Source organism: Micromonospora sp. WMMC415, from assembly GCF_009707425.1.
In the GTDB taxonomy this organism is placed as follows: domain Bacteria; phylum Actinomycetota; class Actinomycetes; order Mycobacteriales; family Micromonosporaceae; genus Micromonospora.
On the sequence record NZ_CP046104.1, the window covers coordinates 5,358,223 to 5,371,141 of the forward strand.

The following is a 12,919-nucleotide window of genomic DNA, read 5'->3' on the forward strand; positions in this document are numbered from 1 at the left end:
AGCGGCCCCGTGTGGTCCAACGCCGGCCTGACCGGCGTCGTGGGCAGAAAGATCGGCACCACAGTGGCCCAGCCTCGCCCGAGTCGAACTGGCCACCGCGGAGTGAATCGACTGGTACAACAACCAGCGCCTGCACTCAGCCAACGGGCACATTCCGCCGACCGAACACGAATCAACGTTCTACGGCCCAACCCCAGCCCCATGAGGCGGTTGGAGTCAACAGCTGAGTTCTCCACAGAACCCGAGGCGATGCAGCCTCAAACCTCCGGCACGTCCGGTCTACCGGTTGGCATGTTGATTCGCGCGTCGACAACATGTCTGCACCGGCTCGTCCACGGCCCTCCGTCACCCCTTCCCTAGAGGCTTCACTATCCCTTTCACCACTGATCACCCTGGCGCGCTGACAGATCCGCCGTCCGGGCCTGTCAGTGCTGCTCATCGCCGCTGACCGCGGTCGGTCATCGTCGCGCCGATCTCAGAAACCCCTCCTGGTGGGAGGGATTCCTCACTTACTCGTCATGGGAGCTTCGCTCGTGCCCACCGCTCGACACCCCTCACCCTCGCCTGCTCGCCGCTCGTCGTCAGCTCGGCTCGATCGACTCGACCGCCTGCGTCGCCTGACCGGTCGCGACCACGACCTGCTGTCCTGGTTGGCCGAGCACTACGTGCTGTCAGCCGACCAGATCGCTGATGCCCTGTTCCCGTCCCGCCGATCCGCCCGGCTGCGACTGGCCATCCTGCACCAGCTGGAGGCGGTCAGCCGGTTCGTCGACGTCACCACCGGCAGCGGCCAGTACCTCTACACCCTCGGCCCTCTCGGCATGGTCGTGCATCCGACCGCGTTCAACGACCCGAACCGGCCCGACATCCCCGCACCCCGCTCCAGCATCGAGCGCACCGAACGCATCATCGGCAGCCGCAAACTCGCGCACCTGCTCGGCACGAACCAACTGTTCATCGACCTGATCGCCTATGCCCGCGGCAACGACAACGCGAAGCTGGCGCGGTGGTGGTCCGAGCAACACGCGACCGCCGTGTTCGCCCGCTCCGGCATCCGCCCTGACGGGCACGGCGTCTGGGCAGCGGGCGGCCGGCAGGTCGGATTCTTTCTGGAACACGACAACGGCACCGAACCCCTGGGTACGGTGCTGCGTAAGCTCCGCGGCTACGAGGCCCTCGCCGCCTACGGGCCCAGGTATCCGGTGCTGCTACGCGTGCCCGGCCGCCGCCGCGAGCGCCACCTGCTCTCTGCTCTGGCCGGTGTGCCCACTGCCATGCCGGTGGCTACCGGAGTTCACGGCGAGCATCCCGCCGGGCCCGCCTGGACCATTACCTCCGACCCGGACTTGCGGCGGTGGTTGCACGAGCTGCCCTCGGACCATGGCCCGGACAATCCGGCGACCAACCCCCACCGCTTTCCCGACGACGGCCCTACCAACCTCGGCCCGTAGCACGTCGCTTCGCGGGCAGGTCCGAGCGCCGTCTGTCACGGCGGACGATCATTTGTGGGACCGGCCGGATCTCACAGGCTCTCGACCAACGGCTCACAGTGGTCGGTTCGAGGTCTGACGACGCAGCTCACCGGCACTTCTGACGATCATGACCGTGGTGGGACTGACAGATCGGGCCGCTACCGTCTTCGGCACTACCTTCTCTTTCGCTTCACCTGGTCCGGTCCCACCTCGGGAACCACCGCCGCGCCCCCTGCGGTGCGCTTCGCCCACCCGCCCGTCAAGCCGGTCGGCTTCCGCGCCGCGCGGCGACCCCGATGGTCGCACCGCACCACCTCGCACGGACCTCTCCCCCTGTTCACCCGCAACCGCCCCATGCACCCGGTGGGCCGGTCACGTCCGCGCGCCTACGACGCGCTCACACCAAGGAGGCAATCTGTATGACTGCTACACCTGCGGCAAGCACGCCGCTGACCCGCTACGGCAAGCGCGTCAGGGCTGTAACGCCCGGCAGGGGCAGCAAGCCCGCCGCGCCGGGCGGGGCCACCGCCAGCACGGTAGCTACCGGCACGGTGGTGACGCCGACCGCGACGGTCCGCATCATGATCGTCTGTCTGCCCGACGGGCTGTCATCGCAGGCTCTGGTCGACGCCCGGTTGGATCGGCACTTCGGGGTGTCCGGCACCCTGCAGCCCAGGTTCTGGGCCAGCCCCGCCCTATGGCGGTGGCAGCGCGCCCAACTGTTCGGACTGCGGACCGGCCGACCGGCCTACTGCGCCGGCGGACCGGTCAAGCTGCTCGACCTGGCCGGTATGCGCCACGCTGCCGGCGTCGGTGCCAGCATCCGGTTCGAGGTGTGGCGGCGGGTCGTGCACGGCACCCGCCCGGCCCATCCCTGGGCGGTGATCCACGCCCGTCACCTGGCCGACCCCGCTCGGTATCCGCGCGAGCGGGCGGAGGCGGATTTCCACCACCAGCCGCGCGTCAATGCGATGCGGATGCACAACGTCGTCAGCTACGGCGCCCACCGGCTGCCGACGGAAGAGTTGGAGATGTTCCAGGCAGGCCCGGTGGCCTACCAGCACTACAGCGCCGCCACCGCGGTGTGCGGTGACGCGCTGCTGCTGCCTGACGGGCACAAGCTCGCCCCGGCCAGCGACGCTCTCTGCCACCGGGTGACCTACCTCGAGCAGGCCATCCGCTACCTCGACACCGTCGAGCCCCACCAGCGGCTACTGGCCGTCGCCCTCTGAGACGACCAGAAGCTGGGGCGGCCGGGCGCAACCGCCACCCCTCGCATCAGCAACAGCCTGACCAACTCCACCACCGTCTCACCGCCCAGCCCGCGTTCTCACCTCGGCGGGTGCGGGCCTGCAACCCGGCCCCGGCGAGGTCGGGCCGGCTCGCCACGAGCCGTGTAAGCAGCACGGCTCCGGTTCGACGCGAACCGCTCGCAGTTGCGACTCCCCACCACCTGCCGGCGGCATCCCGTCGGTCTACGAAAGCGAGGCCGCCACACGCGGCCAGCCCTGCCCGCCGGCTGCGGCAGTCAGCGCGGCCGGCGGCCCCGGGCGGGGGCGCCCTCTGAATATCTCGGCCAGCGAAACGGCCGCTTTTCCCTCTTCCCACCATCGAACCTTGGAGGTCTCTCCATGTCCTATCGACTGTGGTTCCGGCTCGACGACGTGCTGCCCCTCGCGGAGCACGCCATGGCGTGCCCGGCGCACCGCATCACGGGCGCGCAGGCGCGCGGGCTCGCGCCCCTGGCGCCTGGTTTGATCTGGACGGGCACCAGCAGGCGCGACGTCCTCGTCTCCAACGGCCTGCCCGGTTGGTACAGCAAGTCCGGCGACGTACACGCCGCCGAGGCGGGCACCTGGCGGCACATCACCACCGATCGGCACGGCGTCGCCGGCCGACCCGACTACTTTCAGGCATTCCTGCCGCTGCGGGCCGGTCAGGCTTTGGGCCCGGTGATCAGCATGCTGCGCGGTGCCCGGCACACCGGGCGGCACTGGGTTACGGTCGACATCGACCCGGCCGACGGGCACCTCATCGGACCCGACCGGGTGCGGGTCGTCCAGCACCGCGACCAGCTCATCCCGCCCGACGGCGGGTGGGCGCTGGCCATGGTCACGTCCCGTGCCGTGGCTGGTCGCGTCTACCCGGCGCTGGTCGCCGACGGCTACACCAGCGACGCCGGCTACCAGTTGCCTCGGTTCGACCGCGCCACCGTCGAGCAGATGATCGCTGACCTCGACGCGGTGCACGCCAACCCGGACCGGAGCACGGATCCGATGCCCGGCGAGTACCCGCACCTGCGGCTGACCGGCGACGTCCTGGTCGTGTTCGACGAGCACGACGACGGCGAGCACGTCACGTACCGGGAGACCGACCGGGTGCACCCCGACCCGGAGGGCCGCTACCCGCTGGGCGCCTACACCTGGCCCTGGCAGCTGGCCGCCACCTGAACCGCACACCGACGAGCCACGAGACGAGAGCCTATGGCCGTCCCCGGGCGAACATCACTAGCTCCTCTCCGAGGTCGATCATTTTCACTGTCCAGCCCGCGGTTAACCAGGCGTGCGCCTGCACCCGGGTCCGGTTGACGGTGTTGCCCCACCAGGTGCGGTCGTAGCGCGCGCTCGGCGGCAGCGATCGGCCGAGGATCTCCTCAAGCCGCCGGAAGCTCATCCGAACGGTGTCCGTGTCCGCCGCTTGACGCTGAAGAAACCCGGTGAGTGGGTCGTACTTCGCCACAGCAGGATCGTCCCTGGCCTCGCAGCCGTGGTTCGCATGTCCGATGCGGTAGGCGTTCACGGCACGCGTCGCCGGTAACTGTAGGCCCGTTTCGCCGCCGCAGCACCCCGTCAGCTCGACGGTATCGCCTCCGCCTCCTCGACCGCCGGTCGCGTCGCGGAAGGCCGCCACGTTAGGCCGCTGGCCATGATGCGTGCCCGACTGCCACCGATTGACGCCCTGCGGCTGGCCGGGCACGCGCTTCCTTGTCCCGAGATCCGGTCACGGCACTTGATCACCACCGCGTGTGGAGCGTGGATCAGTGCTGCCCTCACTCAAGGAACGGACGTATGCCCATGACGAATGCAACCGAGGCTGTGCCGGCGCACAGCATGTTCAAGGTCCTCGCCGCGCTTGGCGCGCTCGCTGAGGCCACCGCCGGGGAGGTGGCCGAGCACGCCGGGCTCGGCTACTCCACCACCACGGCGAAGCTGCGCGCCTGGGAGCAGACCGGTCAGGTCGAGCGGTTCCACGCCGACGACGGCCGGGCGGTGTGGCGGCTGACGGACACCGGCCGCACCGCGACCGCCACCGCACCCACCGGCGACGGGCAGCAACCGTCGGCCGCCCAGGAAGGCGCCGCCGAGGCCGGTGACCGGGACGTCACCGACGAGCGGCCCCGGAGCGGCATCCCGGCCACGCCCAGCGAGCCGCCGATCGCGTCCGCCACCGATCAAGCCGCAGACCACACCGCCGTCGACACCGCCGCATCCACCGCCCGGAGCGCCGCGCCACCCGCCCTCGACGATTCACAAGAGACGCTGGCGGGGCCGACGCCCGACGAGCAACCCGGCACGCAGACGGAAGTCAGCACCCACGAGGACCGGCCGGACACGGCACGCCGCGGTAAGGGGTCGCTGCGTGGGGCGATCCTGGACATCCTCGAGGCCCATCCCGACCGGGCTTACAAGACCGGTGAGCTGTGCAAGCTCATCGACGCCGCCAACGCCGGCACGGGCGCGGCCAAGGCCAGCGCCGGAGCGGTCGCCAACGCGGCCACGAAGCTGGTCGCCGACGGCCTGGCGGTGCAAACCGTCGAGCGGCCCGCGACCTTCCAGGTCTCCCCTACCCGCCGCGGCAACCAGTAGCCGCTGTCCGGCAGCCCAGGGGCGGGCGTTCAGTTTGGCCGCTTCCCGCCCGCCCCCGGTGCTCCTTCTTAGACAAGGAGCGTTCCGAGTGTCTCCCACCGTGCACACGATCGCTATCGCCGTCGGCGGGATCCTCGCCGGCCTCGCCCTCGCCGGCACCCTCCTCTGGCAGCAGCAACAGGCCGTCCGCGTGGCCCGCTACCAGGCCACCCACGACGATGTCACCGGTCTGCCCAACCGGCGGATGTTCCTCACCCGCCTGCGCGCCGCTCTCGCCGACAACGCGCCGGTCGGGGTGGTGCTGCTCGACCTCGACCGGTTCAAGACGGTCAACGACACCCTCGGCCACGACGCCGGTAACGACCTGCTCGACCACGTCGGCCGGCTCCTCGCCGCGCTACGGACGCCGGTGGAGATCGCCGCGCGGCTGTCCGGGGACGAGTTCGCCCTGCTCGTGCGCGGCGACCCCGACGAGGTCGCCGCCGCGGCGCACGCCGCGTCGCGGGTCCTCACCGCCGCCCCGATCCGGGTGGTCAACGGCGAGGTCACGGTGGCCGCGTCGGTCGGCTACACCCACACCCACGACCCACACGCCAGCCCCCGGCAACTCCTCGCGGAGGCCGACGCCGCGATGTACCACGCCAAACGCGCCGGCACCGGCGTGCACGGCCACCACCCCCTAGCGCCACCACCGGGCCGACGCAGCCGCGACCGCCACTACCACTGACCCACTTCGGATGCCCGCAGGGACCCCGCAGCCACCGGCTGCGGGGTCCTTCCCTTTCCACCCCCTGACAAGGGAGAGCCCCGTGTTGTCCTTCACCGCTGTCCACACCCTCACCGGTTGCCTCCTGGTAGCCGACGCCGAGGCCGACGCCCTCGGTTGGGGCACTCCGGTGACGCTGCTGCTCGTCCACGACCGACCCCAGCCGACCGGCGACCCCGTTCCTGAGATGCGCAGCGTCGAGTTCCCGCTGCACCGCGAAGACCTGCTCACCGACCCCGCCGGGATCCCCGTCCTGCTGCACCGCCTCACCAGCGAGCTCCACCAACCCAACTCGCCCTACCGGACCGCTCTCCACACGATCCTCGGATTGATTCGGCGGACCACGCCCGACGCGCGGCTGCTGGCCTGGGCCACCTGCTACACCGACACCCCCACCGGGCAGCCGCAGCAGGTCCGCCGTATCGACGCCGTCGACACCGACGACCGCCTCTACCAGCTCACCCGGCTGTGCGGCGAGGACCACCCGCTGCTGGCCGTCGAAGACACTCCCGACCCGCACGGCGCCCCGGCCACCTACCCGGGCCTGTCCGCTCTCCTCGCGGCCACCGCCCGCGTCGCCGATGGAGGCGCGGCGTGACTGGCCACGAGTCCCGCAACGGCGAGGACCACGACGAGCCGATCTTCACCACCTGCGGGCCGGACGGGGCATCCATCCGGTGTCGGGTGTGCGGGGCGGTCGACCAGGTGGTCTGCGACGAGATGCCGTCCATGGCCGGCTACGGCACCGACGCCTACACCCGGTGCACTCGCTGCGGATCCGTGGAAACCAGCGACCCGGTCTTCGGCTGGCGCGCCAAGTCCGCTCCCTGGCCGCCCACACCGTCCCAGAGCCAGCAGTGACGACCACCCGGCTGGAGCCGCGGTCCACCCCTTTGTCGACCACGAGCCGGATCGGCTTACCGCCGCAGGCCCTGCCGCATTTCAGCCGCCGCATCCCGGCCACGCCACCTGAGCCCCGGGCGCCCAAGGCCCCCGGTCGCTGCGCCACCGCGCGCCGTGAACACCCGGGCCTCCGGCCAGCACGCACACCAGCCCCCCGCAACCCCACTGCGCCCATGAAGGAGACCACGTGGACACCCACTGCCTCGTCGGTATCACCGACCCGGAGAACCCACACCTGGTGCGCGCCCGGTTCGTCGTCGTCGACGGCCACCCGAGTCTGGTCGTGCCCGCCCTCGCCGGCATCTGGGCCCGCCACGCCGGCTGTGACACCCGGGCGCTGGCGGCGGCGATCCTTGCCTGCGACTGGGAGTACCTCGACCCGACCATCACCACCACCGCGTCCGACCTTGACCAGCAGCACCCGGTTCCCGGCGTGGGCATGCCCCTGCCCGGCAGCGGCCCGGCGGAGCCGGTCACCGTGTTCCCGCTGTGCCAGGCCGGGCACCTTGACGTCCAGTGGATCTACCTGATCGGACCGGCCGCCGGCACGGTCGCCGTACACAGCGACGACGGGCAACCCGTGGCCTGCTACCGGCTCGACCAGTGCGTCAGCCCGCCCGCGGGCAGCCCGCGCGCCGCCCGCGACCACACCGCCGCCGCCGACCCCGCATCCGGCGCACAGGCCTTGGTGCCAGGGGCATCGCGGTGAGCGCCCGCACCTTGGCCGCTGTCGCCGCCGGCGTGATGGCCGTGCTGGTGCTGTGCGCGGGCGGCATCGGGGCACTGTTCACCGGAGGCGGCACCGCCTCGGCCGCCTGCTACCCCGCGGCCGGCCCGGACGGGCAGCCCCTGCTTCCTGCCATCACCGCATCCCCACCTCCGGGCAGGGCGGCCGGGTGGGACCGCGACCAGGCGGCCAACGCCGCCGTGATCGTCGCCGTCGGCACGGACTTGCAGGTTCCGCCGCGCGGGTGGGTGATCGCGCTGGCCACCGCCATGCAGGAGTCCACGCTGCGGAACCTGCCGGGCGGGGATCGCGACTCGGTCGGGTTGTTCCAGCAACGCCCGTCGCAGGGCTGGGGCACGCCCGCCCAACTGCGCAACCCCCGCTACGCGGCGGCAAGGTTCTATCAGGCGCTGCTGGCCGTTGACGGGTGGCAGGCCATGGCGTTGACCGACGCCGCGCAGGCGGTGCAGCGCTCCGCCTACCCGGGCGCGTACGCGAAGTGGGAGGACGACGCGATCGCCCTGGTCCGGGTGCTGACCGGCGGCACCCCGGCCGGCCCGGTCGCCGCAGACCTGGAGCAGGCGATGAGCAACCCGCTGTGCCTGGCCGTTGGCGGTGACGGGCAGCTCGGCGGCGAGCAGGTTCCCCTTCCTGCCGGGTTCACCCTGCCGCCGGGCACCCCGGGCCCGGTCGTGACGGCGATCGGCTGGGCGTTGGCGCAGCTCGGCAGCCCCTACACCTTCGGTGGGGACTGCACCGCGCCCCAGTCGGGGATTCCGGCCCGCCAGTGCGACTGCTCCTCACTGGTGCAGCAGGCCTACCGGGCCGCCGGCATCACCCTGCCGCGCACCACCCGCGATCAGGTCCACGCTGGTCTACCCGTCGGTGACCACACCGATCTCCTTCCGGGAGACCTGTTGTTCATCCCCGGCGGCCGCGGCACCACCGCCCGGCCCGGGCACGTCGGCCTCTACCTGGGTCACGGTCTGATCGTGCAGGCGCCCCACACCGGCGACGTCGTCAAGATCAGCCGCCTGTCCGCGTGGTTGCCGCACCTGGCGGCCGTCCGGCGGATCGCCAGCTGATCCCTCGCGCTGCGTTGACGACCCTCGCCGTCGTTCCACTATGCGGTCGTCGCCCCCTTGCCCCGTGCGTCACGGCGGCCAAGGCGTTTGCCCTGGTGGCGAAGGCTGCCGGCCGGCGGAGCCAATGAACACGATTGCAACGGACAGTGACATGGGTTGATACGCAGCGCGAGCACGTGTTTCGATGGCCGCGCTCATCGCTGTTACCTGCGATCACGAGGGGAGCACTGCATGCGCCTGCCCAAAATCCTGAAAGTTCTGGCGGTCGCCGTTCTCGTCGCCGGGACCTCCGTCGTCGCGACACCTGCGGCGTCGGCTGCTGCGGCGGATCCTGGCGGCGTCGGCGCGGTGGGCGCCGTCACGTCGCCGGACGTCCTCGCCAAGCCCACCAGCATGCCGATCGCCCGTCCCGGAGTCACCCCCGCGCAGCCGCGAACGACCGGGGCGAAGACCTGTGTCGAGACGTCGGCGACGCGATCAGTGTGTGTCGCGCCCGCGCCGCCGAGCCGCCAGACGGCCCGGACGGTGCTGGCTCCGATCCCGTTCCCATCATGGTGTGCCAGCAGCGACGGCACTCCGGTGGCGGGCACCCGCACGGAGGCGTGCAAGATCACCGGCTTGATCTTGACGACGCAGCAGACGGTGAACGGCACGGTGCGGATCACCGGTGAGCTGCTGATGGATGTCTACGACTACACCTACGGCTCGGTCAGCCTGCCCAACTGGATCCACCAGATCGGCCTGTCGCCGTACCGCGGGTGGGGCGACGCCCGCAACTCCACGGTGACCGGGACGCTGTCGGTCAGCGGTGACTGCGTGATCAACGGCGCGTCCTCGTTCCCGGTGCAGTCCCTGGCGCCAGCCAACAACACCAGCCGCGTCGGCGAGGCCGGCGCCCGGACCACCGCGACGGCGGTCGGCGCGGTCGGTGACTGCACGACCAGGTGGAACCTGCGCTTCCAGCCGGTCGGGTACCCGCAGGCGACCGCGTCGTCGGAAATGGCGGAGATCATGTGCGACAACGCTGTCGGCGCCAATGGGGCTCGGCCGGCCCGGGTGGGCTGCGTTGTGCCGTGGTACCCCGCCAGGGTGGACTACAGCCAGAGCCGCAACCCCAGCCTCGCCTCGCACGTCTCTCGGGCGCAAGCCTCCGGGCTTCCGGGCGCCACAATCACTAACCCGTTGAACCGCAATGTCGACACGGCCTCGACAAACCTCAACCGCAGCAGGGCCTGCGGGGACGCACCAAGCATCCAGAACATGAGCTGCGACGAGTACCCGCTTGCCTCAACGCTCCAGGGATTGGCGTTCGGCGGCACGCGGCGCACGTTCTCCGGCTGCCAAATCAATGCGCCGACGAACGTCACAGGCTCGTCCGGGGCGAGCGCCTGCATGATCGCGGCGGGTGACAACAACGCTCAGGGCGGCATCATGTCCACCTTCTACTACGACTATCGCGTCCTGCACACCGACCCGTTCCGCGTCGGGATCGTCAGCTGAGGCCAGGACCACCGCACCAACGTTGCGGGGCGTCAGGGCGACCTGGCGCCCCGCGACCGTTGGACCGCTGGTCGCTTAGCGATAGGGCAAGATGGTGCACATGACGCAACCGGCACGCGTCTACGTCCAGGACCACGGGTTCATCGTGGCCGACTTCGACGCGGACACCCCCTTCGAGACGATGGACTACAGCACGGGACTGGGCGGGGTGATGGAGTCCGCCGTGCTGGTGGCCGCCGGTATCGACCGCGGCTACGTCACGGTCACGGCACGCGCCGCCGATGACCGGCCAGGTCTGGAGACCGGCGAGCAGTGGGGGGATGCGGCGTCCTGGGACGACATCGCCGAGGTCAGCCTCTATTGCCCTCAAGGGCGCCTGATCGTCGCGCAGCTCGAGGAACATTCTCCAACGCCGCTACCGGTGCTCAGCGGGCACGGTCCCGGTCACTACCGGCTGCGCATGTATGCCAGCGGTCGCGACCGCGACTACGACCAGGTCGTCGACCAGTCCAGCGAACGGTTTCACTTCATCGCTTGGCCCGCGCCGCCGGCACCACCGTTGATCATCAAGGCCGTCTCCGGGTGCGGCTATGGTCTGAGACTGAATGCGCTCGAGGCGCCGCCACCTGCCGAGCCCGTGCAGGTGACGATTGAGGACCAGGCCGAGGCTGATCACGAGGCGATGCTGCGTCGCAACCTTCTCGGTGGATGAGCCTTTCCAACGCCGCACGTTGACCCGGATCTGATGATCCACCAGCCTCGACCTCTGATCAGCGCGTCCCCAAGACTCACCGGGACTTCATGGAGCGCCCTGGGCGCCGCATCTGGAACAGAATCCTGTCCTGGCCGCCGCGTCGGCCCGGGTTCCTACGCGAACGGCATTGGCTCCCCCAGTGCGCGCCGAGACTATCTTGGCGCGGCCACTGGTTTCGCCGCCCGGCTGGCCGTACACCGCATCACAGGCATATTCGCGGGCGACCTGCAAGCCGCGACGGCTTCGCCGTCGGTGATGCTGGCCTGGTCCGGGTGACCTCGAGGTGAAAGTGTGGCCAGCCCTGCCGAGTAGAGGGCCCGGGAAGATGCGGGCGAAGCCCACTCGCCGGTCGCTGTCGACGGTCTGGACCCGCGCAGGTAGTTCTGGTCACTGCCCGCTTCGGAGCACACGGCTGTGGCCAGGCTATAAGCCCGCTGTCGGCTGGCCTTCCCGCCAACGCGGCTGACCAAAGCCCAGTCATCTACCGGCGGGGCGGAGCGCCCATCCGCCGTACGCGCCGTTTTGCTGCCCCGCGTCGGCCTCGGGATGCGCCACACGAAGCCGCGACGCCAGCCACGACCACGCGTGCTGACCGGTCACCGCTCGCCTCTCTGGCCGGTCTTGCGGGGCAAACCTCGCTCCTTGCGTGGCGCCCACATCGCTGAACAACGGAAGGACTTCACCGTGACCACCAACAAGCACTGGCAGCCGAAAGGCCCGCCCGAGAACACACCACTCCCTCACACGACCCGGGGACGACGGTGACCTACCAGCGCGGCGACCGTGTCGCGCTGGAACACACCGGCGACCCGCACAGCCGGCTGCGGCCCGGTGACGAGGGCACCGTGCGCCGCTATAACCCGCACCTGCGGGTGCTGGACGTGGACTGGGACAGCGGGTCCCGCCTCTCGTTGCTCCTCGATGACGGTGACCGCGCCCGCCGCATCCCCACCCCGATAGGCGAGGCCGGTTGGGAGCGGGTGCTCGACGCGCTGGGCACCGGTGGCGCGGCGGCGGGGCGGTCCGCGGCCGAGTGGTGGGCGCAGGATGTCCTCGGCGGCCGGGCGCCCGGCGACGTCCGTGAGCGGCCGCGCGAGATCCTGGCAGGGATTGACAACGGTGACCCGGCGATGCTCGACGGGCTTCCCGTCGCCGACCGGTACGCCCTCGAGCATGACGCCGACCGGTACGCCGAGCACGCCCCACCGGATGCTCCGGCGTGGGAGGAGCTGACCGTCCGCCAGTTAGATGAGGCGCGGTGGGCGTGGTGTGACGGGTTCGACGGCGCTGCCGAAGCCGAGGTGGCCCGGCAGTGCCGCATGATCCTGCACCCCGACGGCGATGACCGGGACATGAGCTATCTGCGCCCGGATCGGGTGGGCCTGGGCGGGCCCGGGGTGTTCGCGGGGGAGTGGGCGTGGACGCCGAACGGGGACGGGGATCTGCGCATTCCGGTCGGGTTCGCGGGCACGCTGGTGGACACCTGGAAGGGGTGGGCGGTGTTCACTTGCACCCGGCAGGTGGCGGAGGCGATCGTCGCCGAGCAGCAGGCCGCCCGCGACCGTTACCGCCGTCAGCTTGTCGCCCAGGGTATTGCTGGTGAGCGGTTGGACCGCCTGGTGGATCAAGCGTTGGCTCGGCTGTGGTTCGACGGCGACGTGATCGTCGCTGACGAGACCCGTGTGCACGACGACCCGGTCGCGATCGACCGCGTGGCGCCGGACGCGGACGGCCGGTACGTGGTGATGGGCCGGTCCTGGACGTGGACGGCGGTGCACCCGTACGACTGTGATCGCATCGCCGGCCGTATCCCCGACCCGCCGCCACAGCCGACTGCCTGACCCCG

General features: G+C 70.9%; 13 protein-coding genes. 12 read left to right on the forward strand and 1 reads right to left on the reverse strand.

The features are described 5' to 3' along the window. Nucleotides 1-518 precede the first annotated feature (518 nt). The 3 genes from GKC29_RS25130 (at nt 519) to GKC29_RS25140 (ending at nt 3,922) form a co-directional block, all read left to right on the forward strand. On the forward strand, nt 519-1,451 hold the full coding sequence (locus GKC29_RS25130; protein WP_155334334.1) for a replication-relaxation family protein: 933 nt from the start codon (nt 519-521) through the stop codon (nt 1,449-1,451). Nucleotides 1,452-1,891: 440 nt separating this feature from the next. Next, a complete protein-coding gene (locus GKC29_RS25135) occupies nt 1,892-2,704 on the forward strand; it encodes a hypothetical protein (protein ID WP_196255724.1) in 813 nt (270 codons plus the stop codon). Nucleotides 2,705-3,103: 399 nt separating this feature from the next. Then, entirely contained in the window at nt 3,104-3,922 is an 819-nt protein-coding gene (locus tag GKC29_RS25140; RefSeq protein ID WP_155333167.1) for a hypothetical protein, read from the forward strand. 31 nt (nt 3,923-3,953) lie between these two features. Here the strand turns inward: GKC29_RS25140 and GKC29_RS25145 are convergent, their stop codons facing one another. Next, a complete protein-coding gene (locus GKC29_RS25145) occupies nt 3,954-4,448 on the reverse strand; it encodes a hypothetical protein (protein ID WP_155333168.1) in 495 nt (164 codons plus the stop codon). A 92-nt stretch (nt 4,449-4,540) separates the two neighbouring features. Between GKC29_RS25145 and GKC29_RS25150 the strand changes: the two genes are divergently transcribed. From GKC29_RS25150 to GKC29_RS25190, 9 genes are all read left to right on the forward strand, one after another. After that, a complete protein-coding gene (locus tag GKC29_RS25150; RefSeq protein WP_155333169.1) occupies nt 4,541-5,338 on the forward strand; it encodes a winged helix-turn-helix transcriptional regulator in 798 nt (265 codons plus the stop codon). An 88-nt stretch (nt 5,339-5,426) separates the two neighbouring features. Then, nucleotides 5,427-6,065: a GGDEF domain-containing protein gene (locus GKC29_RS25155; protein ID WP_155333170.1), complete on the forward strand. Its 639-nt coding sequence runs from the start codon at nt 5,427-5,429 to the stop codon at nt 6,063-6,065. Nucleotides 6,066-6,147: 82 nt separating this feature from the next. Beyond that, nucleotides 6,148-6,702: a hypothetical protein gene (locus tag GKC29_RS25160; RefSeq protein ID WP_155333171.1), complete on the forward strand. Its 555-nt coding sequence runs from the start codon at nt 6,148-6,150 to the stop codon at nt 6,700-6,702. After that, nucleotides 6,699-6,965: a hypothetical protein gene (locus GKC29_RS25165; protein WP_230688810.1), complete on the forward strand. Its 267-nt coding sequence runs from the start codon at nt 6,699-6,701 to the stop codon at nt 6,963-6,965. Before GKC29_RS25160 ends, GKC29_RS25165 begins: the two co-directional genes overlap by 4 nt. Nucleotides 6,966-7,194: 229 nt before the next feature. Beyond that, complete coding sequence (locus GKC29_RS25170; RefSeq protein ID WP_196255725.1) at nt 7,195-7,716, forward strand: hypothetical protein; 522 nt, start codon at nt 7,195-7,197, stop codon at nt 7,714-7,716. After that, a complete protein-coding gene (locus GKC29_RS25175) occupies nt 7,713-8,819 on the forward strand; it encodes a C40 family peptidase (RefSeq protein WP_370463278.1) in 1,107 nt (368 codons plus the stop codon). Before GKC29_RS25170 ends, GKC29_RS25175 begins: the two co-directional genes overlap by 4 nt. 231 nt (nt 8,820-9,050) lie before the next feature. Further along, nucleotides 9,051-10,319 (forward strand): hypothetical protein, encoded by a 1,269-nt coding sequence (locus GKC29_RS25180; protein ID WP_155333172.1) that lies wholly within the window; start codon nt 9,051-9,053, stop codon nt 10,317-10,319. Nucleotides 10,320-10,419: 100 nt separating this feature from the next. After that, a complete protein-coding gene (locus tag GKC29_RS25185; RefSeq protein ID WP_155333173.1) occupies nt 10,420-11,031 on the forward strand; it encodes a hypothetical protein in 612 nt (203 codons plus the stop codon). A gap of 803 nt (nt 11,032-11,834) precedes the next feature. Next, entirely contained in the window at nt 11,835-12,914 is a 1,080-nt protein-coding gene (locus tag GKC29_RS25190) for a DUF4314 domain-containing protein (protein ID WP_155333174.1), read from the forward strand. Nucleotides 12,915-12,919: the final 5 nt, after the last annotated feature.

What these genes read in the sequence shown, in the direction of transcription:
- GKC29_RS25150 (WP_155333169.1), top strand. Translation starts at nt 4,541, where the DNA reads ATGCCCATGACGAATGCAACCGAGGCTGTGCCGGCGCACAGCATGTTC.
- GKC29_RS25180 (WP_155333172.1), top strand. Translation starts at nt 9,051, where the DNA reads ATGCGCCTGCCCAAAATCCTGAAAGTTCTGGCGGTCGCCGTTCTCGTC.
- GKC29_RS25185 (WP_155333173.1), top strand. Translation starts at nt 10,420, where the DNA reads ATGACGCAACCGGCACGCGTCTACGTCCAGGACCACGGGTTCATCGTG.
- GKC29_RS25140 (WP_155333167.1), top strand. Translation starts at nt 3,104, where the DNA reads ATGTCCTATCGACTGTGGTTCCGGCTCGACGACGTGCTGCCCCTCGCG.
- GKC29_RS25130 (WP_155334334.1), top strand. Translation starts at nt 519, where the DNA reads ATGGGAGCTTCGCTCGTGCCCACCGCTCGACACCCCTCACCCTCGCCT.
- GKC29_RS25135 (WP_196255724.1), top strand. Translation starts at nt 1,892, where the DNA reads ATGACTGCTACACCTGCGGCAAGCACGCCGCTGACCCGCTACGGCAAG.